We start from the raw sequence: 22915 nt of genomic DNA on the forward strand, positions 1-22915 counted from the left end.
GCCGACGGTCAGGAGCGCCCCCGACCACCGCTTAGGCTTACGCCATTCATCGGTGTGTCACAGGAACGAGGCGCGGGTGTCTTCGGGGGCGAACGAACAGACGGACGGTGCCGGGCGGATCCTCGCCGGGCGGTACCGGGTCGTGGAGCAGCTCGGACGCGGCGGCATGGGCGTCGTCTGGCGGGCCGTGGACGAGGTGCTCCACCGCGAGGTCGCCCTCAAGGAGCTGCGCACCTACACGGACGCGGGCGCGCCCGAACTGGCCGACCTGGGGCTGCGGATGCAGCGCGAGGCCCGGGCCGCCGCCCGCGTCCGGCACCCCGGAGTCGTCGCCGTGCACGACGTGGCCGAGGTCGACGGCCGCCCGCTGATCGTCATGGAACTGGTCGACGGGCCGTCACTCGACGACGTCCTGAACGACCGGGGCCTGCTCGACCCACGCGAGGCCGCCGCCATCGGCGCCAAGGTCATGGACGCCCTCGCCGCCGCCCACCGGGTCGGCGTGCTGCACCGCGACGTCAAACCCGGCAACATCCTCCTGGACCGCTCGGGCCGCGTCGTCCTCACCGACTTCGGCATCGCCACCATGGAGAACCCGGGCGACGGCTCCGCCACCCACCTCACCCGCAGCGGCGAACTCGTCGGCTCCCTCGACTATCTGGCCCCCGAACGCGCCCAGGGCAACGACCCCGGCCCCGCCTCCGACGTCTGGGCGCTCGGCGCCACCCTGTACGCGGCCGTGGAGGGCTCCTCCCCGTTCCGGCGTACGTCCACCTGGTCGACGCTCACCGCGATCGTGAGCGACGCGCTGCCCGAACCCCGGCGGGCCGGGCCGCTCGGGCCGGTGCTGCGGCAACTCATGGACAAGCGGCCGGAGTTCCGCCCGGACGCCGACGCGGCCCGCGCACTGCTGGAGGCGGTGGCCTCCGGCGGCCCGCTCGACCCCTCGACGACCGGGGCCACCGGGCCCGCGCCGCAGCCGAGAGCGGAGACCCAGCACAGTGTCCCCTCGGTGCCGCCCGGGTTCGGGCCGCCGACGGCGGAGACCCCGGCGGCCGGGACGGGCGCGGGATTCGGCGCGCCCGCGCCGACCCCCGGCTTCGGACCTCCCCAGCCGCTCGCCGGGCCCGGCACCGGGGCATCCCCGGCCGTCGGGAGCCCGCCGTGGGCCCGCCCGCGCCCCCTCGGGCCCCGTCACCACCGTCTCCTCGACCGGAGGCCGTCCGCGCAAGGGCCGCGCCCTGCTCGCCGCCGTGGCCGTCACCGTGGTGCTCGCGGCCACGGGCGTCACGGTCACCCTGCTGAACGGGGACGACGGCAAGGAGACAGGCGCCCGGACGTCCGTCGACGCGACGAGCAGCGGCACCCCTTCCCCGGGCCGCAGCCGGGCCACGGTCGACCTCACCGACGACTCGGCCGCGAAGGAGAAGGACGCCAAGGAGTCCGCGAGCCCGGACGAGAAGAACGACGACGCCGAGACGGACGACGGCAAGGCGCCGGAGGCGTCCGCGTCGCCGACGAAGAACGCGAGCGGCGGCACCACGGGCGGTGGCACGGGAGGCTCCGACACCTCGGGCGGCACCACCGGCGGCGGCACGACCGGGGGCACCACCGGCGGCGGGACCACCGAGGAACCGGTCTGCCACTCCATCGGCGGCGGCAAGTACAACTGCACCGTCTGGACCACCGCCAAGTCCTACACGGCCGCCGGAACCGAGGTCGGCATCCTCAGGCAGGGCACCAACTACTTCTACTGCCAGTCGAACCTGGGCCGCCGCGAGACCTCCGGCGAGTGGACCAACGTCTGGTGGGCCAAGACCGACGACGACAGCGGCAACACCGATGTCTGGGTCAGCGACGTCTACATCCAGGGCGGCGACAACGACGCCCCGGTGCCCGGCCTCCCGGTCTGCTGAGGCCGGTACCCGCCGTCACGGCCGCCCCCGGGCCCCCGGGTGCGGCCGTACGTACTGTTCCAGGCCCGACACCGTCGTCCACCTCTGCTCGGCGAACAACTCCCTGCCCCGGACGCACAGTTCCCGGTTGCCGCGCGCCCGGGCGGCGAACTCGTCGGGTGTGGTGCCGAACAGCTCGCGCAACTCGGCCGAGGCGGCGAGGAGTTCGGTGAGCAGCGGGCGCTGACGGCCGGGATGGGGGCGGGGGTCCGGGCCGCCGTCGCGCAGCACGCCCCACCGGTTGACGTAGATCCAGGCGTGGTCGAGGACCTGGCCCGACTCCAGCTCGACCCGGAAGTCGGCGGTCGGCAGGGCGGCCCGCTGGAAATTGCCGGTCGGCGAGTCGACGCCCTCGCTGGCGTCGACGACGGCGAGCTGGGCCTCGTCGAGCCAGGTGAGGAACAGGTCGGCGGTCGAGCCGGGGGAGTGGAACGGCGATGCCGAGAGGTAGCCGAGCAGGCTCACATGGGCGGAGACCCCGATCCCGATGCCCGTGACCCGGGCCTTGACCATGGGGATCCGGCACGCGACCCCGCGCTCCGCCATCTTGTGGACGAGCTGCGCCGGACAGGCGTTCGAGCCGACGCAGAGCACCGGCAGCCGGTCCTCGAAGACCAGCGTGTCCAGCGGCAGCATCCGGTTGCCGTCCAGGAGCGCGGACTCGGCCGGCCGCGCGCCGGGATAGCTCAGCGGGTCCTCGCGCGGCGCCACGGCGAGGCCGAGCGCTTCGAGCGTACGAGGGTCGGGGGCGTCCAAGGGTCAGTCCGCGGGCGGGAGTTCGCCCGAGCCGCGGGCGATCAGCCGGGTCGGCAGCTCGATGCGCTCGGGGGCGACGAGGGAGCCGTCCAACTGCTGGAAGAGGCGTTCGGCGGCGGTGCGGCCGAGCCGGGAGGGATCCTGGGCGACGACGGTGATGCCCGGCCGGAGCAGATCGGCCAGCTCGAAGTCGTCGAAGCCCACGAGGGCGACCTGACGGGTGTGCTCGGCGAGGACCCGGACGACCGTGACCGTCACCCGGTTGTTGCCCGCGAAGACCGCCGTCACGGGCGAGGGGCCCGACAGCATGTCCTCGGCCGCCCTGCGGACCCGCTCGGGATCGGTGACGCCCAGCGACATCCACGCGTCCTCGACGGGTATGCCGGCGTCCTCCATGGCCGCCCGGTAGCCGCGCAGCCGCTCGGCGGCGGTGTGGATGCGGGGCATGTCGCCGATGAAGCCGATCCGGCGGTGGCCGTGGGCGATGAGATGGGTGACCCCGTCACGGGCCCCGCCGAAGCTGTCCGAGAGCACCACGTCGGCGTCGATCCGCCCGGCCGGGCGGTCCACGAACACCGTGGCGACTCCCGCCCTGATCTCAGGTTCCAGGTACCGGTGGTCGTCACCGGCCGGAATGATCACGAGCCCGTCCACCCGGCGGGCGCACAGCGCCAGCGCCAACTCCTGCTCGCGGCCCGGGTCCTCCGCGCTGGACCCGTTGATCAGTAGCGAGCCGTGGGCGCGGGACACCTCCTCCACCGCCCGGCTGAGCGGGCCGTAGAACGGGTCGGCGAGATCCTCCAGAACCAGGCCGATGCTGGCCGTGCGGCCCTTGCGCAGCACCCGGGCGCTGTCGTTGCGCCGGAAGCCGAGCGCCTCGATGGCCTCCTGGACCCTGCGCTCGGTGTCCGGGGTGACGCCCGGCTCGCCGTTCACCACCCGGGAGACCGTCTTCAGACCCACCCCGGCCCGGGCCGCGACGTCCTTCATCGTGGGACGGTTGCCGTAGCGGTTCTCGGGGCGGCGGCTGATGCCGGCTGCGGTCTCGGGCACGGGGTGCTTGTCCTGTCCTGTCGTCCACGGGGGCGGTCGCGGGTGCTGCTGCGGGTGCGGCCGGTGGTGCGGGGTGCGTGCGATCGGTGGTGCCGTGTCGAAATAGTGCGGCTGTTGTGGATGTGCCGTCGAGCATAGAGCCTGGACAACGTTGTCACAGCCGGGGGAGACTGTCTATCGCATTCTCTGGCCGGCGCCCCCCACCAGGCGAGCGTCGTGCTGCCGGTTTTCCGGCCGGAGATCCGGGTGTCGCTGGATTCGGGCGCCCGGTAGGAGACTCGCAGCGGGAGAACTGACACTGATGCAGACCGACCTCGTGGCCGCGCTCGACATAGGCGGCACCAAGATCGCCGGGGCGCTGGTGGACGGCCACGGCCGGATCCTGGTGCGCGCGCAGCGCCCGACTCCCTCGCGGGAGGACGGCGACACCGTGATGCGGGCCGTCGAGGAGGTGTTCGGCGACCTGGCGGCCGATCCGCGGTGGAGCGGGGCGACGGTGGTGGGGATCGGCAGCGCGGGACCGGTGGACGCCTCCGCGGGAACGGTGAGCCCCGTGAACATCCACGGCTGGCGCGGCTTCCCCCTCGTCGAGCGGGTCCGGGGCGTCACCGGCGGGCTGCCCGTCGAACTGATCGGCGACGGCGCCGCCATCACGGCGGCCGAGCACTGGCAGGGCGCGGCGCGCGGCCACGACAACGCGCTGTGCATGGTCGTGTCGACGGGCGTCGGCGGCGGCCTCGTCCTCGGCGGGAAACTGCACACGGGCCCCACCGGGAACGCCGGCCACATCGGCCACATCAGCGTCGACCTCGACGGTGACGTGTGCCCGTGCGGCGCCCGCGGCTGCGTCGAGCGCATCGCCAGCGGGCCCAACATCGCCCGGCGCGCCCTGGAGAACGGCTGGCGGCCCGGGCCCGACGATGACACCTCCGCCGCCGCGGTCGCCGCCGCGGCGCGGGCCGGCGACCCGGTCGCCGTGGCCTCGTTCGAACGGGCCGCGCAGGCCCTCGCCGCCGGGATCGCGGCCACCGCCACCCTCGTCGAGATCGATCTCGCGGTCATCGGCGGCGGCGTCGCGAACGCCGGTGACGTCCTCTTCGCCCCTCTCCGCACCGCTCTCAAGAACTACGCCACCCTCTCCTTCGTCCAGGGCCTGACGATCGCGCCCGCCGTGATGGGGACCGACGCCGGCCTGGTCGGCGCGGCCGCGGCGGCGCTGACCGGACGACGGAGCGGGCCGGGATCCGGGACGGAGTGATCGGGGCGAGAACGAAACGCGGAAACGGGGCGTGACCCCTCGGGGGCTTCCGCAGTTGAGCGGGGCATGAAGAAGCGCAGCATGCTCGCCATCGCCTCCCTCGCGACCGGTTTCGTCGTCGCGGCCGTCACGCCGTCGCACGGTCTCGAAGCCGCCGACACGCTCGGCAAGACCGACGCACTGAGCAAACTGGACGTCGAGGACACGCTCGGCGAGGTCGGCAAGACGGTCTCCAGCGACAGCCTGGCGGTCGACGACGACGCCCTGGGAGGCCTGGGCCAGGAGGGCAAGGACGGCAAGCAGGGCTGACGTCCTGGTGGCGGGAGGCGGATCCTCCGTCCGCCTCCCCACGCACCGCGCACGGCGGGCCCGCTTCGGCGGGGCCCGCCGTCGTCGTATTCCGGCTCCTCATCAGCGGCTGGTTTCCGTGGCGGAGTGGAGGGCAAGCCTCAGGGGGTCAACAGAAGAGGGGGAACCGTGATCGTCTGGATCAACGGTGCGTTCGGTGCGGGGAAGACCACCACCGCACGGGAACTGATCGAACTGATCCCGAACAGCACGCTCTTCGACCCCGAGGTCATCGGCGGCGCCCTGACGCACATGCTGCCGGCCAAACGCCTCGCCGAGGTCGGCGACTTCCAGGACCTGCCGAGCTGGCGCCGGCTGGTGGTCGAGACCGCCGCCGCACTGCTCGCCGAGCTGGGCGGCACCCTCGTGGTCCCCATGACCCTGCTCCGCCAGGAGTACCGCGACGAGATCTTCGGCGGCCTCGCCTCTCGCCGCATCCCCGTACGGCATCTGCTCCTGGCCCCGGCCGAAACGATACTGCGGGAGCGAATAGCCGGGCGGGAGATCCCGCCCGACCTCCCCGACGGCGAGATGCGGCTGCGTCAATGGGCGTACGACCACATCGCGCCGTACCGCGCCGCGCTGAGCGGCTGGCTCACCTCGGACGCCCATCTCGTCGACACCGGTACCCTCACCCCGTACGAGACCGCGCGGCGCATCGCCGACGCCGTGGCCACCGACGGCGTACCCGTGTGCGACATCGTGCAGACCCCCGAGCCGACCGCCGAGACGGTCGCCGCGGGGGTTCTGTTGTTCGACGAGCAGGACCGGGTGCTGCTCGTCGATCCGACCTACAAGCCCGGGTGGGAGTTCCCGGAGGTGGTGGAGGCGGGGGAGGCACCGGCCAGGGCGGGGGTGCGGGAGGTGCTGGAGGAGACCGGGATACGGCTCGACGAGGTGCCCCGGCTGCTGGTCGTCGACTGGGAGGCGCCGGTGGCACCGAGGTACGGAGGGCTGCGGCTGCTGTTCGACGGCGGGCGGCTGGACGTCAGTGGGCCGCAGCGGCCCGTGCTGCCGGGGACCGAGCTGCGTGACTGGCGGTTCGTCACGGAGGAACAGGCCGCGGATCTGCTGCCGCCGGTGCGCTACGAGCGGCTGCGGTGGGCGTTGCGGGCTCGGGAGCGGGGCGCTGCGCTGTACCTGGAGGCAGGGGTTCCGGTGTAGGGGGCTGTTCGCGCCGCCGCCGTTTCGGGTCGGGTGTCGGTGGTCGGGCGGGTGCGGGTGGATCGTGGTTGCTCGCGCAGTTCCCCGCGCCCCTTTCGGGGCGCGGGCTCGCTCAGTTGGCTGCGTAGTTCCGCAGGAACAGGGCCTCCGTCACCGACATGCGCTCCAACTCCTCAGGGGACACGCTCTCGTTGACCGCGTGGATCCGGGCCTCCGGTTCGCTGAGGCCGATGAGGAGGATCTCGGCGTCGGGGTAGAGGGCGGCGAGGGCGTTGCAGAGGGGGATGGAACCGCCGTGCCCGGCGTACTGCATCTCCTGACCCGGGTGGGCGACGGCCATCGCCGCCGCCATCGCCTCGTACGCCGGGCTGGCGGTGTCGGCGCGGAACGCCTGGCCGTGGCCGATGAGTTCGCAAGCGACCCGGGCGCTCCACGGGGTGTGGGCCACCAGATGCGCTTCGAGCAGCTTGATCGCCCGCTGGACGTCCACGCCCGGCGGGACGCGCAGCCCGATCAGGGCGCGGGCGCTCGCCTGGATCGACGGGGTCGCGCCGACCACGGGCGGGGCGTCGATGCCCAGCACGGTGGCGGCGGGGCGGGCCCAGATCCGGTCGGCGACGGTGTCGGTACCGACCAGCTCCACACCGTCGAGCACCTTGGCGTCCTCGCGGAACTGCGCGTCGGTGTACTGCAGGCCGTCCCACGTCCCGTCGCCCGCGAGTCCGTCGACGGTCGTCGTGCCGTCCTCGGCGCGCAGGGAGTCCAGGACGCGGATCAGCGCGGCCAGCGCGTCGGGGGCGGCGCCGCCGAACTGCCCAGAGTGCAGGTTGCCTTCGAGGGCGTCGACGCGCACCCGCATGAGGATCATGCCGCGCAGGGAGGTGGTGACCGTCGGCAGGCCCACCCGGAAGTTGCCCGCGTCCCCGATCACGACGGTGTCGGCGGCGAGCAGTTCGGGGTGCGCCTCGGCGTACTGCTGGAGGCCGCCGGTGCCCATCTCCTCGGAGCCCTCGACGATCACCTTGACCGTGACCGGCACCCCGCCGTCGGCCTTCAGGGCCCGCAGTGCCAGCAGGTGCATGATCACACCGCCCTTGCAGTCGGCGGCGCCCCGCCCGTACCAGCGGCCGTCGCGCTCGGTCAGCTCGAACGGCGGCGACACCCAGGCGGCCTCGTCGAGCGGCGGCTGCACGTCGTAGTGGGCGTAGAGGAGCACCGTCCTCGCGCCCTCGGGTCCCGGGAGGCAGCCGTACACGGACTGGGTGCCGTCGGGGGTGTCCAGCAGGGCGACGTCCTGGAAGCCCTCGGCGCGCAGCGCGTCGGCGACCCAGCGCGCGGCGCCCTCGCTCTCGCTCCTCGGGAACTGGTCGAAGTCCGCCACCGACTTGAAGGCCACCAGTTCGGCGAGCTCCTGCTTCGCCCGGGGAATCAGCGAGGCGACGGTCTCGGCGACCGGGTTCGACGGCATGGGCACGCTCCTGGTGGGTGCGACGTTGTCCTTATGGGTACGGGGCCGCACACGCTCCTGCCCGGTGTGTCGGTGTAGGGCGCATGCGCTGCCGATCCTCCCACAGCGGCCTGGGGCGTCACCCGCCGTAGGATGCGGGGGACAGGTGCGGCAGGCGGCTGGATCGGGAGCAGTAGACCATCGTGAGCAGCGAGAACTCTTCGGCGGACGACGTGCAGCGGGTGTGGGACGTCGTCGTGGTGGGCGCGGGCCCCGCAGGGGCTTCGGCCGCCTACGCGGCGGCGGTCGGGGGACGCAGCGTCCTGTTGCTGGAGAAGGCGGAGCTGCCGCGCTACAAGACGTGCGGCGGCGGCATCATCGGCCCCTCGCGCGACGCGCTGCCGCCCGGCTTCGAACTGCCCTTCAAGGACCGGGTGCACGCGGTCACCTTCTCCCTCGACGGCCGCTACGCCCGCACACGCAAGTCGAAACAGATGCTCTTCGGGCTGATCAACCGGCCCGAGTTCGACCAGCAGCTCGTCGAGCACGCCCAGAAGGCGGGCGCCGAGCTGCGGACGGGCGTCACGGTCACCCGTGTCGAGCAGCACGGCTCGGCGGTGCCCGACCGGCGTACCGTCGCCGTCGTCCTCCAGGGCGGCGAGACGCTGCTCGCGCGGGCCGTCGTCGGCGCGGACGGAAGCGCCAGCCGCATAGGGGCACATGTCGGGGTGAAGCTCGACCAGGTCGACCTCGGCCTGGAGGCGGAGATCCCCGTTCCGGAGACGGTCGCCGAGGACTGGAAGGGGCGAGTCCTCATCGACTGGGGCCCGATGCCCGGCAGTTACGGGTGGGTCTTTCCCAAGGGCGACACCCTGACCGTCGGGGTGATCTCCGCGCGCGGTGAAGGCGCCGCCACCAAGCGGTACCTGGAGGACTTCATCGGGCGGCTCGGCCTCGCCGGCTTCGAACCGAGCGTCTCCTCCGGGCACTTGACGCGCTGCCGGGCCGACGATTCGCCGCTGTCGCGGGGCCGGGTGCTGGTCTGCGGGGACGCGGCGGGGCTGTTGGAGCCGTGGACCCGGGAGGGCATCTCCTTCGCGCTGCGCTCGGGGCGGCTGGCCGGTGAGTGGGCGGTGCGGATCGCCGAGGCCCACGACGCGGTGGACACCCGCCGCCAGGCCCTGAACTACGCGTTCGCCGTGAAGGCCGGGCTCGGTGTCGAGATGAGCGTCGGCAAGCGGCTGCTGATCGCCTTCGAGCGGCGGCCGGGGCTCTTCCACGCGGCCCTCACCGGATTCCGGCCCGCGTGGCGGGCGTTCGTCGACATCACGCGCGGGTCGACCTCCCTGGGGGAGATCGTCCGCAGCCACCCGATCGCCCAGCGCGCGCTGACCGCGTTCGACAAGTAGGACCAGGCCGTCGCCCGTGTCGCCACCGGCACCCCGGCCGGTCACCGCTGGACGGTGATCCGGAAGACGGGGTGCTTCGGCGCGGCGGCGAGCAGTTCCGCGTCGGTGGAGTCGGCGTCGACGTCACCGAAGAACCGGCCCACTTCCCAGCCCCACTTCTTCAGGTAGGAGCGCAGCACGGCGGGCTTCTCCTCGTCGGACAGCTCGACCGCCGTGAACTCCCGCACCCGGCGGCCCACCTGGAGCCGTCCGCCGCCCGCCGCCCGCATGTTGCGCACCCACTCCGAGTGGCCGCGTGCCGAGACGAGGTAGGGGCCGCCCTCGTACGGCAACGGGTTGACCGGAAGCCGACGCCACTCGCCGCTCCTGCGGCCGCGCACGGAGAGTTCGGCCGTGCCGAGGAGGCTGACGCCGTGGCGGGCGAGCCAGCCGATGAAGCCGTTGAGCGCGCGGTCGACGCGGTTGGCCTTGATGTAGTGGGGCGACGACGACATGGGGTTCCTCCCGTGGGCGGGCGAGCGGGTCTCCGGGCGATGCGTCCGGAGAGCACTGCTCTCACTTGAGGGCAGTGTGCACGAGATCGGTGCTCCGTAGCAAGAGCACTGCTCTTGTTTGTGTGCAGTGCTCTGAATCTGTGGCACACTCCTCTTCATGAGCACCGCACGAGGGGTTCGCGCCCGTGCCCGGATCGAGGTAACCGCCGCCATCAAGGACGAGGCCCGCAGACAGCTCGCGGCGGAGGGTGCCGCCAAGCTGTCGCTGCGGGCCGTCGCACGCGAACTCGGCATGGTCTCCTCCGCGTTGTACCGCTACTTCCCGAGCCGTGACGAGCTGCTCACCGCGCTGATCATCGACGCGTACGAGTCCCTGGGCGAGGCCGCCGAGGCCGCGCACGCGAAGGCCGCCGGGGAGAGCCCGGCCGGGCAGTGGGTCGCCGTGTGCGAGGGGGTGCGGGTGTGGGCGCTGGCGCGGCCGCACGAGTACGCGTTGATCTACGGCTCGCCGGTGCCCGGGTACAGCGCGCCCGAGACGACGGTGCCGGCCGCCTCCCGGACGGGGCAGGTGCTCATCCGGATCCTGCGGGACGCCCATCTGGCCGACGCGATGGCGTTGCGGGAGCTGCCCGCCGAGCTGCGGCCCGAGGCGGTGCGGATGGCCGAGGACTTCGCTCCCGATCTGCCGCCGGAGGCGCTCGCGGTGCTGGTCGGGGCGTGGGCCCAGTTGTTCGGGCTGGTCAACTTCGAGGTGTTCGGGCAGTTCAACAAGGTGGTCGAGGACCGCGAGGTGTTCTTCCGGCACGCGGCGCGCGGGCTCGCCCGCCATGTGGGGCTGGCCGGTGTGCTCCGCCCGGAGCAGACGTGATCACCGATTGGGCGGGCGGCGACTGGGCGCCCGTGACCGCGCCCGGATCGTCGTCCTGGCTTACGGGGACTACGAGTTCGGGTTGGTGCGGCCGGGTCGGCTGGGCCGCGCCTCGCCCGGTCCGTCGGGCGGTGCGGGAGCCCGCCGGTCCGTCCGGAGGGCGTGCCTGAAGCGGGTCAGCACGATCGTGACGACCGCGACGAAAACCACGACGGTGGCGGCGGCCGAGAGGTGACGGAGCAGGTCCTCCCGGCCGCGCAGGGAGCCGACGACGTCCGGCAGGAACTCGGTCACCCCGAAATAGGCCGCGCCCGCCATCACCGCCCCCGCGAAGAGGGCGAAGCCGATCTCCGTCGTCATCGCGTCCCGCTCGGCCTGCGTCCGTCTCCCCATGGACCGAGTGTGGGGGCGGCGGGCGTACCGGACAAGAAGGTCGGCGCGGCCGCCGGTTCGGTTTCAGACGATGCCCGAGGTCTCCCGCCACAGCTCGGCGAGTGCGGGGTCGCCGGTGACGGAGGGGAGGGGGAGCCGGTTCCACAGAGCCAGGTAGAGCCGGGACGCCGGGCCCGTGATCGCGCAGTCGGCGTCCGGGGCGTGTGAGACGTCCACGCGTTCCGCCGCCGGTGGTTCGGACGACAGCCGTACGGTCCAGGCGGCGTCCGTGTCGGTCGCGCGCACCCGTAGGACACGTGGTGTTTCGGTGCGCACCCGGCTCTTGGGGCGGGCGTGGAAGCAGAGCAGCAGTTCGTCGATGCCGTCGACCGCGAAGTCGACGGCGAAGTCGGAGGTGAGGGTCGGCGACGGTCGCCGCGGGGACGGCGGCGGGTTCCCGGAGGGGGCGCGGTGGGGTTCGGGGCGGGGTCCAGGACGGCCTCGGTGAGGTGGGCGCCGAGGGCGGACTCCGCGTCGGCGCGGTGCACGGCCGTCTCGTGGGCCTGGCGGCGTGCCAGAAGGCCAGGGGGAGGGGCGGGCAGAAAGCTCCAGCAGTCGAGGTCGGCGGGGCGGCGCGCAGGGTGTCGAGGAGACGTCGGTGGCCGTCCTCGAACCAGGTCAGCAGTGCGTCACCGTCCAGTTCTCCCGGCCCGTCGGGGAGGGGGCGGGGCGTGGGTTGTCCCTCGGCGACGAAGGCCGTGGCCCAGCGGTGCACGGCTCCCGTGTGGCGTACCAGGTCCCGTACCCGCCACGACGGACAGGTCGGGACCTCGGCGTCCGTACCGGCCTTGCGGGCGGCCGTGGCGAGCAGTCGGCCTTCCTCGTCCAGGGCTCTGATGTGCTCAGCGGTCTCCATGGGAGGAGTCTGGCGGACGAACCGCGCGCGCAGCGCCTGTTCCGGGCCGATGTACGTGCTCGGGCCGACGTGCCCGCCGGGGCCGAAGCGCTTGTTCCGGGCCGACGCACATGCCGAGCCGACGTGTGTGCCTTGGCTGACGCGATGCCCAAGCCTGCGTGCCTGCCAGGGGCGACGCAGTTGCCGAGCCGACGTGTGTGGCCCGGGGCGACGCAAAGCTCACGCCTGCGTGCCTGACAGGGCCGAGGCGATGCCCGGCCGATGGCACGCCCGGGCCGACGCGCATGCCTGGCCCCGCGTGGCCGTCACCGGGCTGAGCGCAAGCCCCGGTCGGGCCGGCGCTCGGGGCGCGTCTGAGTCGCCGGTGGGGTCAAGGAGTCGCGCGGATGCGCCCCTGGTGGCGTGTCCTCGCCCCCGGGTCCTCCTCGGCCAGCCACTCGGCGACGCTGTGGGCGATCGGCTGGCCGGTGTCCATCTCCACGAACCCGAACTGGCCGGACTGATTGCACTCCAGGAACCACCAGATCCCGTCCGCGTCCTCAGCGAAGTCGAAGGCACCGTAGGCGAGTTCGGCGTCCCGCAGATAGGCGCGCGCGGCGGCGGCGGTGCGCGCCGGGACCTCCACCGGCCGCCAGGGCGCGGTGGAGGCCGCGAAGCGGACGTCGACCTCGTCGGGATGCGCGTCCGGGGCGACCGCCTTGCGGGCGGCCAGCATGCGGTCGCCGACGACGGTGAGCCTGATGTCCGCCGCCTTGGCGATCCGGCGCTGCAGCAGTGTCGGTCCGAACGCCACGGCGGTGAAGTCGGTGCCGGGCGCGACCCGACTCGTGGGGACCGTGCGGGCCGGCTCCTGCGGGTGGGTGCCGGAGACCGGCTTGACCACCAGGTCCGGGAAGCGTTCGGCGAAGTCGCGGGCGGCCTGCGGGAACGTGGTGATGAGCGTGGCCGGGACGGGGAGGCCGCAGCGCTGGGCGTGCCGCAGCTGCCACGGCTTGTGGCGGGCCCGCCGGGCCGCGTCCGGGTCGTTCATCCAGCGGACCCCCGTGCCGCGCAGCATGCCGTACAGGGCCTGCGAGGACTCCTCGGTCAGCCAGGCGGACGGCTCGCCGACCCGGCTGGCCGGGACGCCCGGCCTGCGCAGCCAGATGGAGCGCAGCCCGCTCATGCTCACCAGGCGTCCGCCGGCGGACAGATGTCCGCGGAAGGCGCCGTGCACATACTCGCCGGAGAGGGCCACCCCGCCCGGGAGGTCGGCGGGGTCGAGCCGGACCACCGGGACGCCGGTCCTGTTCAGTTGTGCCACCACCAGGTCCGCCGTCACATCCTGTTCGCTGGTGAGGATCAGCACCGTCATCGTCGCCGGTCCGCGTTCAGTCGTCGAAATGGGTCTTCGAACCCGCGGTGGACGTCGTCGCCCCCAATTCCCGCATAAGACCCTGGTCGTGAGCGGCTATCCGCCCATCGGCGAGCACGTTCAACTGCAGCCCGGAGTCGTAGGTGTACGGAGCGCTGAACTCCAACTGCTCAGTGGAGCGAGCGTAGTTGAGCACGAACAGTCGCATCGTTTCTCCTTGTTCGGGACCATCCGGAAAGCGGATGGTGACGCTCCGGCCTCCCTCTGTTCGGCCGGGTCGCAGTGTCTCCAGGGAGTTATACGAATCGAACGACTGAATGGTTGCCTCATCCTCTCGGAGGGCTGACTTCATGCACCGCGAGGGGTCAAGAGGCAACGGTGAGTGGTCAATTCGCGGCCGAGTGGCGCGTGGCGAAGGCGATGACGGAGGCGAACGCGGCGAGTACAGCGACGCTGGTGAGTGCGGTGGGCAGCGAGAACCACTCGGCCATGAAACCGATCGCGGGCGGGCCGAGGAGCATGCCGAGGTAGCCGAGCGTGGAGGCGGTCGCGACACCGCCCGGACCGGCCAGCGCGCCGGCCCGTTCGATGGCCACCGGGAAGATGTTGGCGAGGCCGAGACCGGTGACCGCGAAGCCGAGGAGGGTCGCCCAGACCGACGGGGCGAGGGAGCCGAGCAGCATGCCGGCCGTCGCGGTGGCCCCGCCGGCCACGAGCACGGTGGTCCTGCCCAGCCGTTCGAGCAGGGTGGTTCCGGTGAGTCGGCCGACGGTCATGGCGAGCGCGAAACACGAGTAACCGATCGCCGCGACACCGGGTGAGGCGTCCAGGTCCGCCTCCAGGTGCAGGGCGCCCCAGTCGGCCAGCGCCCCCTCGCCGTAGGCCGTGCAGCCGGCGACCAGGCCGAGGACGACCACCAGCGCGCGCGTACGGCCGTCCAGGCGGCCGGGGACCCGCGGGCCGGTCTCCCGGGCGGGCAGGCCGGGAGTGTGTTCGAGGGGTGCGGGGGTTCGTGGCGCAGCAGGGCGGGCGCGGCGACGGCGGTCACCAGGAGGCCGATCACGGTGATGCCGAGCAGATGGCGGGTGGGGGAGAGCGAGCCCGCGACGAGGCTGCCGAGCCCGGCCCCGACCATGCCGCCGAGGCTGAACGCGGCGTGGAAACCGGGCATGACGGGCCGCCCCAGCGCGGCCACCAGGTCGACGGCGGCGCTGTTGAAGGCGACGTTGATCCCGCCGAAGGCCGCGCCGAACACCAGGAGCACCGTGCCCAGGGCGACCGCCGAGTGGGTGAGTGGGGGCAGGGCCACGCTGAGGGACAGCAGTACGGCGCAGGCGACCGTCACCGGGTGGCTGCCGAAGCGGCGGCAGAGGCGGCCGGTGAGCATCATCGTGATCACCGCTCCGGCGGACACGCCCAGGAGGGCGAGCCCCAGGGCGCCGGGCGAGGCGCCGGTCTGCTCCTTGATCGCGGGGATTCTGACCACCCAGCCGGCGAAGACGAAGCCGTCGAGGGCGAAGAAGGCGGTGATGGCGATACGGAGGGTTCGCAGGTGTGAGGGTCCGGCGTGGTGGCCCGGCACGGCGTTGTGCGATCGGGTTTTGTTTATTCGCGGCACAAAACCAGGCTAAGTGGGGGCCGAGGGCGGGGCAAGGTGGTCCGCGGGGCGGGGCGGCGCCCTGAGTCGGTGGGGCGTGGGCAGGGGGGCGGCGCCCGGAAGCGGTTCCCCGTGGACAAGGTGGCGGCGCCCTGAACTGGTACCGCCGTCGTAGGCGTCGCGCCCGTCGTCCCCCCTCACGTACGCCGAACCGTTCCATGTTTCCAGCCAGTTGGCGTCCCTCGACCACGTCTCCGTCGGACGCGCCGGATGGGTCGTGAGCGAGGAGCGGCGGCCGGAGGCGGCACGCGCCTGGGGCCGTCCCCTCGTCGACGGGGCCGCCGCCCTGGCCCGGGGGACACGCGACGGCATCGAGGTGGTGCGGGCGCTCTGGGACTGCTGGGAGGACGACGCGGTCATCCGGTCCGTGGCCGCCAGCCGCTACCTCGACCGCGACCGCCTCCACTACGTCGACTCCGCCGGCGGCACCTTCTCGGTCAAGGGACCCGCGATCGTGCCGCGACCCCCGCAGGGCCAGGTCGTCGTGATCGGCCACCCCGGCCCGGTGCCCGCCGAGCAACTCGACGTCGCCCTCGTCACGGGCCGCGACCTCGCCGCCGTCGCCACGGCCGCCGCCGCTGCCGGGACCCCCCGGACCTTCGCCGAGATCGAGGTCGCCCTGGACACCGCTCACGCCACGGCCGAGGAGCGCGTCACCGACCTCGAACAGCACGCGCCCTGGACCGACCGGGGCCGCCTGCGCCACATCGGCTCCGCCGCCGGACTGGCCGCACTGCTGGACCGGCTGCGGGGGGTCGTCGACGGCGTACGGCTGCACCCGCTCGTACTGGACGAGGACCTGCCCGAACTCTCCCGGCTCGTGCTCCCGCACCTGTTCGAACGGCGGCACGCGGTCCGACCGCTGCCCGGTGTCTCCCTGCGCACCCACCTGGGCCTGGAACGGCCCGCCAACCGCTACGCCACCAAACGCGGCGTCTACCGCACCGCGTACACGGGGACGACGCTGCCCGAACACCTCGGCCTGCGTGAACCCCTCACTCACCGAGCCACGCCCGACGGCCCGCGGGCGGGGTGACCCGGGGCGGTCGTCCCGCGACTCCGAGGGCGGGGCCCGCCCCATCAGGGGCAGCCCTCGCATGCCGCATGCCGCATGCCGCTGCGGTGGGCTGTGCGCCGTGGGCTGTGCGCCGTGCGGGCGAACACGCGGCCGTGACGCCTCCCTCGCCCGCTTCGGCTGTCGTCACCCTCAGTGATCGCTAGCGTCGAATTCGATCAGCGGTCCTGACGGCTTTTCGCGGCCCCGGAGCGGAATTCGGCAAGGGCGTGGCATTCGAGCGCGATCTCCCGGCCCTGACCGTTGTGATTCACGGCACAGTTCCGCGATTTGCCGCCCGGTTGAACCGGAACCGGCAATTCGGCGGCGATTTCGTCGAAGGGGCGCGGGCGTCGCCTTGAATCGCTCGGCGACCCCGTCCGGGCGTGACCTCGGTGAATTGGCGAAGGTCGCGAATTCGGCGAGGTCACGCCCGGCGGGGAACGGCCCCACGGCCCGGGCCGGTTGATTCAGTCGGCCGCCCGGAAGGTCCGCAGGCGAAGGGAGTTGCCGACGACGAAGACCGAGGAGAAGGCCATGGCCGCCCCCGCGATCATCGGGTTGAGGAGACCGGCCGCCGCGAGCGGCAGGGCCGCCACGTTGTAGGCGAACGCCCAGAACAGGTTGGACCGGATCGTGCCGAGGGTCCGGCGGGCGAGGCGGATGGCGTCGGCCGCCGCGCGCAGGTCGCCCCGTACGAGGGTCAGGTCGCCGGCCTCGATCGCGGCGTCCGTGCCCGTGCCCAGCGCCAGCCCCAGGTCGGCCTGGGCGAGCGCGGCCGCGTCGTTGACACCGTCACCGACCATGGCGACCGAACGGCCCTCGCCCTGAAGGCGCTTGACGACCGCGACCTTGTCCTGCGGCAGCACCTCCGCGATCACGTCCTCGGGCGCGATCTTGACCTCACGGGCGACGGACTCGGCCACGGCCCGGTTGTCCCCGGTCAGCAGGATCGGGGTGAGGCCGAGGCCGCGCAGTCGTGCGATGGCCTCGGCGCTGGTCTCCTTCACCGCGTCGGCCACTTCGAGGACCGCGCGGGCCTCGCCGTCCCAGGCGACCACGACGACGGTGCGGCCGGCGGCCTCGGCCCGGTCCTTGTCCCGCCGCAGGTCCGTCGGCAGTTCCATGGCCCAGTCGGCGAGCAGCCGTTCACGGCCGACGAGCACCGCGTGGCCGTCGACGACGCCCTGCACCCCGAGGCCGGGCACGTTGGCGAAGTCCTCCGGTGTGGGCAGCGAGCCGAGGCGGGCCAGGGCGCCCTCGGCGACGGCACGGGCGACCGGGTGCTCGGAGGCGTGCTCCAACGCGCCCGCCAGACGCAGTACCTCGGCCTCGTCGGTGCCGCCGGCGGGGTGCACGGCCAGCAGGGTCATCCGGCCGGTGGTGACGGTGCCGGTCTTGTCGAGGACGACCGTGTCGACCCTGCGGGTGGACTCCAGCACCTCCGGGCCCTTGATCAGGATGCCCAGCTGCGCCCCGCGCCCGGTGCCGACCAGCAGCGCCGTCGGTGTGGCGAGCCCCAGGGCGCACGGGCAGGCGATGATCAGGACGGCGACCGCCGCGGTGAACGCCGCCGTGAGTCCGGCGCCGTTGCCGAGCCAGAAGCCGAGGGTGCCCAGGGCGAGGGCGATCACGATCGGCACGAACACGGCGGAGATGCGGTCCGCGAGCCGCTGGGCCGAGGCCTTCCCGTTCTGCGCGTCCTCCACCAGCTTCGCCATCCGGGCCAGTTGGGTGTCGGAGCCGATCCTGGTGGCCTCGACGACCAGACGCCCGCCCGCGTTCACGGTGGCGCCGGTGACCGTGTCGCCGACCGCGACCTCCACGGGCACGGACTCGCCGGTCAGCATGGAGGCGTCCACGGCGGACGAGCCCTCGACGACGGTCCCGTCGGTGGCGATCTTCTCGCCCGGCCGTACCAGGAAGCGGTCGCCCACATGCAACTCGGCGACGGGCACAGTCCGTTCGCCGTCGTCGGGAGTGAGCACGGTGACGTCCTTCGCGCCCAGCTCCAGCAGTGCCCGCAGGGCCGCGCCCGCCTTCCGCTTGGAGCGGGCCTCGAAGTAGCGCCCGGCGAGGATGAAGGCGGTCACCCCGGCGGCCGCCTCCAGATAGATCGAGCCGGCGCCGTCGCCCCGGACGATGGTCAGCTCGAAGGGATGCGTCATGCCCGGTGTGCCGGCCGTTCCGAAGAACAGCGCCCACAGCGACCAGCCGAAGGCGGCCAGGGTGCCGACGGAGATCAGGGTGTCCATGGTGGCGGCCCCGTGCCGGGCGTTCTTCCAGGCGGCACGGTGGAAGGGCCACCCGGCGTACGTCACCACGGGAGCCGCCAGCGTCAGGGACAGCCACTGCCAGTACTCGAACTGCCACGCGGGGACCATCGCCATCGCGACCACGGGGACGGCCAGGGTCACCGCGGTGACCAGGCGCTGCCGCAGCGGCCGCAGCTCGTCGTCCGCCGCCTCGCCGGTGCCGTCCCCGCCGTCGGTGCGGCCCGGCTCGGCCCGGGCGGGCGGCGCGGGTTCCCGTGCCGTGTAGCCGGTCGCCTCCACGGTGGCGATCAGGTCCCGCACCGAGATGTCGTCCGGATAGCTGACCTTCGCCTTCTCGGTGGCGTAGTTGACCGTCGCGGTGACGCCGTCCATCCGGTTCAGCTTCTTCTCGACGCGCGCGGCACAGGAGGCGCAGGTCATGCCGCCGATGGTGAGCTCCACCTCCGCGGCGGTCCCGGTACCAGTGGTGGTGACGGTCATGGCTGCTCCCTCGTACGTGATGGGTGGCGGTCTTCTCGGATACGGGGTGGGGGTATCCTTGCGCACTGTCCCTGTATACCCCTATGGGGTATTGGGGGCAAGTGGTTCCCGGCACTTGACTCTATACCCCCTAGGGGTATGGTGAGCTGTGTGAAGACCTGGACCTCGGAGGAGACGGCCATGAACACCGGACTGAGGATCACCGCGTTCGCCGCCGCGCTGGCCGCGACGTTCGGCGCCGCCTACGGCGTGGGCAAGGGCGTCGAACCCGTCGTCTCGGACACGGCGAGGAAAGAGCCCGCGCGTCACGACGGCCACACCGAGAAGTCACCGGAGCCCGGAGAGGGCGCCGGCCCGCACGCGGCCGCCCCGGCCGGCGGACTGCAGATCTCCGAGGGCGGCTACAGCCTCGACCTGCGCACCCCGAGCGTCACCGCCCAAGACCGCTCCGACCTGCGCTTCGTGATCAGGGACGCGAAGGGCCGCGCCGTCACCGCGTACCAGCGCGAGCACGACAAGGAACTCCACCTGATCCTCGCCTCGCGCGACCTGGTCACCTATCGCCATCTGCACCCCACCCGTGCCGCCGACGGCACCTGGAGCACCCCCGTGGACCTGCCCGAGGCCGGTGACTACCGTGTCTTCGCCGACTTCACCCCGGCCGGCGAGGACGCCGAGAACCTCACTCTCGGCGCCGACCTCGCCGCCTCGGGGACGTACAAGCCGAGCAAGCTCCCGGCACCGGCCGACACCACCGAGGTCAACGGCTACGAGGTCGAACTGGCCGGTGGCCTGCGCCCGGGCGCCGCGAGCGAACTGGAACTGAAGGTCTCCCGCGACGGCAGGCCCGTCACCGATCTGCAGCCCTACCTCGGCGCGTACGGCCACCTGGTGGCCCTGCGCTCCGGTGACCTCGCCTACCTGCACGTCCACCCGAACGGCGAGCCCGGCGACGGCACGACCGCACCCGGCCCGGACATCTCCTTCACGGCCACCGCCCCCAGCACGGGCAGCTACCGGCTCTTCCTGGACTTCAAGCACGACGGCAAGGTCCACACGGCGGCGTTCACGGTCGAGGCCGGAGGTTCCTCGGCCGCGCCGGACGCGGTCGAGGAACCTCCGGCCGAGCACACGCACTGACGGCGGCGGCCCGGCACTCAGTCGGCGGCCGTCACCACCGGAGGCCGCCGCTCCCCGACCCGCGTCGCCCGCTCGAAGGCGTACCCGGCCTTCAGCACCGACCAGTCCCGCCGGTGCGGGCCCACGATCTGCAGCCCGACCGGCAGCCCGCCGGGGGTGAACCCGGCCGGGACGGACAGGGCCGGACAGCCCGTCACGGAGATCAGGTACGCCGAGCGCATCCAGTCGAGATAGGTCTCCATCGGGGTGCCGTCCACGACCGGCGGGTACGCCAGCCCGATGTCGAAGGGCGCGACCTGGCTGACCGGCAGCAACAGCAGGTCGTACCGCTCGAAGAACTCGCGGACCCGGTGGAAGAGCGCGCCGTGCAGTGTCTGGGCCCGTCCGAGGTCGGGGCCGCCGAGCCTGCGGCCCTCCTCGATGTTCCAGACGACGTCCGGGGCCAGCAGGTCGCGGTGCTCGTCGAGCAGCTTCCCGTAGGAGAGCTCCATCTGCCAGGCGCGCTGGGTGAGGAACACCTCGTCCGCGCCGCGCAGGTCCGGGCAGGCCTCCTCCACCTCGCAGCCCAGCGCGGCGAACACCTCGGGCGCCGGCCGCAGCGCCTCCCGTACCTCCGGATCGACGGGCACGGCCCCACCGAGATCGGGCGAGAAGGCGATCCGCAACCCCCGCAGATTCCCGTCGAGTTGCCAGGCGAAGGTGGAGCCCGGCGTCTGCAGGGAGCGCGGATCGCGGGGATCCGGGCCCGCCAGCACGGACAGGGTCAGCGCGACGTCCGCCACGGTCCGGGCCATCGGCCCCTTCACCGACAGCTGTCCCCAGGGCGCTTTGTCGGGCCAGGACGGCACCCGCCCCGGCGACGGGCGCAGTCCGACGACGTTGTTGAAGGAGGCGGGATTGCGCAGCGAGCCGCCGGTGTCGCTGCCGTCGGCGATGGGCTGCATCCCGCACGCCAGGGCCGCGCCCGCCCCACCACTGCTGCCGCCCGCGCTGCGGGAGAGGTCGTAGGGGTTGCGGGTGGCCCCGAAGACGGGATTGACGGTGTGCGAACCCAGGCCCAGTTCGGGGACGTTGGTCTTGCCGAGCGTGATCGCGCCCGCCTTCCGCAGCCGCTCGACGACCAGGTGGTCACGGTCGGGCACCCGCTCGGCGAAGACCGGCGAACCGGACGTCGTGCGGATGCCCGCCGTGTCGTGCAGGTCCTTGTGCGCGACGGGCAGCCCGTGCAGCGGGCCGACCGGCTCTCCGGCCGCCATCCGGTCGTCCGCCCGGGTCGCCTGCTCCAGCGCCCGGTCGGCCACGAGTGTCACGATCGCGTTCACCGTCGGATCGACCCGCTCGACGCGTTCCAGATGCGCGGTCACCACCTCCCGCGCCGAGATCTCCCGGCGCGCCAGCGCGACGGCGAGTTCGTACGCGGTCCGGAAGCACAGGTCGTCCGACGGGTCCGTGTCGCCCGTCGGGTTCACGGGGTACTTGGCGGGGTGGTCGACGAGTTGACGCACGAGGTGGTTCACGCCCCTCCCAGGGACTCCTTGAGCTGGACGACCGCGAGCACTCCGAAGAGCACGAAGGAGCCGCCCAGCAGCGTGTTCGAGACGGTCCGGTTGCGCAGCGCCGGCTCCATGCTCCGGCGGTTGAGGAGCACCAGCAGCGCGCCGGAGAGCAGCGGCAGGATCAGCGAGCCGACCGCGGCGTAGGTGAGCACCAGGGGCACCGGCCGCCCCAGGAAGATGACGGCGACCGAGGTGACGGCGCAGTAGAGGACGAACAGCCGGAACGGACGGCCGTGCTGCGCGATGTGCGGTTCCGCCTCGGCGTCCGGGACGCCCCGCAGCGTGCGCAGCGAGTCGGCGAGCAGATAGCACAGGCCGTTGAAGCCGCCGACCAGCGCGCTCAGCGTCACCAGGAAGAACGTGCCCAGGAACAGCACCCGGGCCACCGACCCCAGATCGGCGCCGAGCGGATCGGCGAGCGCGGCCAGCCCGTCGTTGCCGGTGATGCTGCCGCCCGTGCCGTACAGCAGGCCCGTGCCCACCACCGTCGTGCACAGCACGAACAGCAGGGTGACGCCGTAACTCACCGCCGAGTCCGTACGCATCAGCCGCAGTCGGCTCCGGTCCGCCCAGCCCTTCTCCCGCACCCAGTAGCTGTACGAGGCGATCCCGGCCGTCCCGCCCACGCCGCCGATGAGCGCCAGCACCGTCACCACGTCGCCCTCCGGCAGCCTCGGCCGCAGCGTGCCGAGCAGGCCGGACAGATCGTCGGCGGTCGCGAGGGTGAGCACTGCCAGGACGGCCATGCCGAGGAACTTGGCGAGCAGGAAGACACTCATCACCCGCTCGAACAGCGCGTACCGCCCGACGTACACGAGCGCCGCCGCCGAGAGCGCGATGGCGACGGCCACGGACCGGACGGGCAGCACGGGGAACAGCGTGGACAGCGCCAAGGACGCCACCGAGCCGAGCGCCGCCCCGTAGAGCAGCGCGATGACCAGGACGAAGAGCATGAACGCCGCCGGGAGCCAGCGGGCGGCCGACCGCAGGCCCGCGATCACGGTCTGCCCGGTGGCCAGGTACAGCCGGCCGACCGCCTCGGTGAGCGCGTACTTCAGGACGACCCCGATGACGATGGCCCACATCAGCGCCATCCCGTACCCGGCCGCGCCCGCGAGCGAGGTCACCATGTCCCCGGCGCCCACACTGGCGGCCGCCAGCACCAGCCCGGGACCCAGGAGCGCCGACCGACCCCGGCGGGAGCCGCCGGGACGCGGCGGCACCTGCGGGGCGGCGTCGGCGGCCGGGGAACGTGGGGGACTGCCGGGAGGCACGGTCACGTCGACCATCTCCGTAGATCGGGGAGTCACGGGAGTCACGGTGCGCGTGGCCCGTGCGGGCCGAGGGGCACGGGGCGT

At 73.0% G+C, this 22915-nt stretch carries 17 protein-coding genes and 4 pseudogenes; 9 read left to right on the forward strand and 12 right to left on the reverse strand.

Going from position 1 to position 22915, the window contains the following annotated elements:
* Positions 1–166: 166 nt before the first annotated feature.
* A pseudogene (locus E4N62_RS48800) lies at positions 167–835 on the forward strand (serine/threonine-protein kinase); the annotation flags it as partial.
* Between the two features lie 418 nt (positions 836–1253).
* Positions 1254–1916: a hypothetical protein gene (locus E4N62_RS48805; RefSeq protein ID WP_230217094.1), complete on the forward strand. Its 663-nt coding sequence runs from the start codon at positions 1254–1256 to the stop codon at positions 1914–1916.
* Positions 1917–1931: 15 nt separating this feature from the next.
* Here E4N62_RS48805 and E4N62_RS21735 read toward each other — a convergent pair whose 3' ends face one another.
* On the reverse strand, positions 1932–2711 hold the full coding sequence (locus tag E4N62_RS21735; protein WP_230216839.1) for a hypothetical protein: 780 nt from the start codon (positions 2709–2711) through the stop codon (positions 1932–1934).
* A 3-nt stretch (positions 2712–2714) separates the two neighbouring features.
* Complete coding sequence (locus E4N62_RS21740; RefSeq protein ID WP_230216841.1) at positions 2715–3764, reverse strand: LacI family DNA-binding transcriptional regulator; 1050 nt, start codon at positions 3762–3764, stop codon at positions 2715–2717.
* A gap of 301 nt (positions 3765–4065) precedes the next feature.
* Between E4N62_RS21740 and E4N62_RS21745 the strand changes: the two genes are divergently transcribed.
* From E4N62_RS21745 to E4N62_RS21755, 3 genes are all read left to right on the forward strand, one after another.
* Entirely contained in the window at positions 4066–5022 is a 957-nt protein-coding gene (locus tag E4N62_RS21745) for an ROK family protein (RefSeq protein ID WP_230216843.1), read from the forward strand.
* 66 nt (positions 5023–5088) lie between these two features.
* Positions 5089–5331, forward strand: coding sequence for a hypothetical protein (locus E4N62_RS21750; protein WP_230216845.1), 243 nt, complete (start codon positions 5089–5091; stop codon positions 5329–5331).
* 168 nt (positions 5332–5499) lie between these two features.
* A complete protein-coding gene (locus tag E4N62_RS21755) occupies positions 5500–6534 on the forward strand; it encodes an NUDIX hydrolase (RefSeq protein ID WP_230216847.1) in 1035 nt (344 codons plus the stop codon).
* Positions 6535–6646: 112 nt separating this feature from the next.
* Here the strand turns inward: E4N62_RS21755 and E4N62_RS21760 are convergent, their stop codons facing one another.
* Positions 6647–8002 (reverse strand): dipeptidase, encoded by a 1356-nt coding sequence (locus E4N62_RS21760; RefSeq protein ID WP_230216849.1) that lies wholly within the window; start codon positions 8000–8002, stop codon positions 6647–6649.
* Positions 8003–8184: 182 nt separating this feature from the next.
* On the opposite strand from E4N62_RS21760, the gene E4N62_RS21765 reads away from it, so the two are divergent.
* The gene (locus E4N62_RS21765; RefSeq protein ID WP_230216851.1) at positions 8185–9390 is read left to right on the forward strand and encodes a geranylgeranyl reductase family protein; all 1206 of its coding nucleotides are present in this window, start codon (positions 8185–8187) and stop codon (positions 9388–9390) included.
* A gap of 41 nt (positions 9391–9431) precedes the next feature.
* Here E4N62_RS21765 and E4N62_RS21770 read toward each other — a convergent pair whose 3' ends face one another.
* Entirely contained in the window at positions 9432–9884 is a 453-nt protein-coding gene (locus E4N62_RS21770) for a nitroreductase family deazaflavin-dependent oxidoreductase (protein ID WP_230216853.1), read from the reverse strand.
* A 157-nt stretch (positions 9885–10041) separates the two neighbouring features.
* Between E4N62_RS21770 and E4N62_RS21775 the strand changes: the two genes are divergently transcribed.
* Positions 10042–10752 carry a TetR/AcrR family transcriptional regulator gene (locus tag E4N62_RS21775; protein ID WP_230216855.1) on the forward strand — a complete coding sequence of 237 codons (711 nt, stop codon included), beginning with the start codon at positions 10042–10044 and terminating at the stop codon, positions 10750–10752.
* Between the two features lie 69 nt (positions 10753–10821).
* Here E4N62_RS21775 and E4N62_RS21780 read toward each other — a convergent pair whose 3' ends face one another.
* From E4N62_RS21780 to E4N62_RS21800, 5 genes and pseudogenes are all read right to left on the reverse strand, one after another.
* Positions 10822–11145, reverse strand: coding sequence for a DUF6332 family protein (locus tag E4N62_RS21780; RefSeq protein ID WP_230216858.1), 324 nt, complete (start codon positions 11143–11145; stop codon positions 10822–10824).
* A 63-nt stretch (positions 11146–11208) separates the two neighbouring features.
* Positions 11209–12040 (reverse strand): annotated as a pseudogene (locus E4N62_RS21785) (maleylpyruvate isomerase family mycothiol-dependent enzyme).
* Between the two features lie 370 nt (positions 12041–12410).
* A complete protein-coding gene (gene tgmB / locus E4N62_RS21790) occupies positions 12411–13394 on the reverse strand; it encodes an ATP-grasp ribosomal peptide maturase (RefSeq protein ID WP_230216860.1) in 984 nt (327 codons plus the stop codon).
* 16 nt (positions 13395–13410) lie between these two features.
* Positions 13411–13602: a putative ATP-grasp-modified RiPP gene (gene tgmA / locus E4N62_RS21795; protein WP_184898055.1), complete on the reverse strand. Its 192-nt coding sequence runs from the start codon at positions 13600–13602 to the stop codon at positions 13411–13413.
* A 178-nt stretch (positions 13603–13780) separates the two neighbouring features.
* Positions 13781–14976 (reverse strand): annotated as a pseudogene (locus E4N62_RS21800) (MFS transporter).
* A gap of 177 nt (positions 14977–15153) precedes the next feature.
* On the opposite strand from E4N62_RS21800, the pseudogene E4N62_RS21805 reads away from it, so the two are divergent.
* Positions 15154–15973, forward strand: a pseudogene (locus E4N62_RS21805) (LLM class flavin-dependent oxidoreductase); the annotation flags it as partial.
* Between the two features lie 602 nt (positions 15974–16575).
* Here the strand turns inward: E4N62_RS21805 and E4N62_RS21810 are convergent.
* The gene (locus E4N62_RS21810; protein WP_230216862.1) at positions 16576–18861 is read right to left on the reverse strand and encodes a cation-translocating P-type ATPase; all 2286 of its coding nucleotides are present in this window, start codon (positions 18859–18861) and stop codon (positions 16576–16578) included.
* Between the two features lie 180 nt (positions 18862–19041).
* Between E4N62_RS21810 and E4N62_RS21815 the strand changes: the two genes are divergently transcribed.
* Positions 19042–20001 carry a hypothetical protein gene (locus E4N62_RS21815; protein WP_230217087.1) on the forward strand — a complete coding sequence of 320 codons (960 nt, stop codon included), beginning with the start codon at positions 19042–19044 and terminating at the stop codon, positions 19999–20001.
* Positions 20002–20018: 17 nt separating this feature from the next.
* Here E4N62_RS21815 and E4N62_RS21820 read toward each other — a convergent pair whose 3' ends face one another.
* Together E4N62_RS21820 and E4N62_RS21825 are read right to left on the reverse strand one after the other, a co-directional pair.
* Positions 20019–21518: an amidase gene (locus tag E4N62_RS21820; protein ID WP_230216864.1), complete on the reverse strand. Its 1500-nt coding sequence runs from the start codon at positions 21516–21518 to the stop codon at positions 20019–20021.
* Positions 21515–22867 (reverse strand): Nramp family divalent metal transporter, encoded by a 1353-nt coding sequence (locus E4N62_RS21825; protein WP_230216866.1) that lies wholly within the window; start codon positions 22865–22867, stop codon positions 21515–21517. Before E4N62_RS21825 ends, E4N62_RS21820 begins: the two co-directional genes overlap by 4 nt.
* Positions 22868–22915 lie beyond the last annotated feature (48 nt).

This window comes from Streptomyces sp. MNU76 (assembly GCF_020982545.1).
Lineage (GTDB): Bacteria > Actinomycetota > Actinomycetes > Streptomycetales > Streptomycetaceae > Streptomyces.

Bases quoted from the DNA above. Each gene is read 5' to 3' on its own strand.
- E4N62_RS21815 (WP_230217087.1), top strand. From the start codon at position 19,042: ATGAACACCGGACTGAGGATCACCGCGTTCGCCGCCGCGCTGGCCGCG.
- E4N62_RS21775 (WP_230216855.1), top strand. From the start codon at position 10,042: ATGAGCACCGCACGAGGGGTTCGCGCCCGTGCCCGGATCGAGGTAACC.
- tgmA (WP_184898055.1), bottom strand. From the start codon at position 13,602: ATGCGACTGTTCGTGCTCAACTACGCTCGCTCCACTGAGCAGTTGGAG.
- E4N62_RS21770 (WP_230216853.1), bottom strand. From the start codon at position 9,884: ATGTCGTCGTCGCCCCACTACATCAAGGCCAACCGCGTCGACCGCGCG.
- E4N62_RS21745 (WP_230216843.1), top strand. From the start codon at position 4,066: ATGCAGACCGACCTCGTGGCCGCGCTCGACATAGGCGGCACCAAGATC.
- E4N62_RS21780 (WP_230216858.1), bottom strand. From the start codon at position 11,145: ATGGGGAGACGGACGCAGGCCGAGCGGGACGCGATGACGACGGAGATC.
- E4N62_RS21750 (WP_230216845.1), top strand. From the start codon at position 5,089: ATGAAGAAGCGCAGCATGCTCGCCATCGCCTCCCTCGCGACCGGTTTC.
- E4N62_RS21810 (WP_230216862.1), bottom strand. From the start codon at position 18,861: ATGACCGTCACCACCACTGGTACCGGGACCGCCGCGGAGGTGGAGCTC.
- tgmB (WP_230216860.1), bottom strand. From the start codon at position 13,394: ATGACGGTGCTGATCCTCACCAGCGAACAGGATGTGACGGCGGACCTG.
- E4N62_RS21760 (WP_230216849.1), bottom strand. From the start codon at position 8,002: ATGCCGTCGAACCCGGTCGCCGAGACCGTCGCCTCGCTGATTCCCCGG.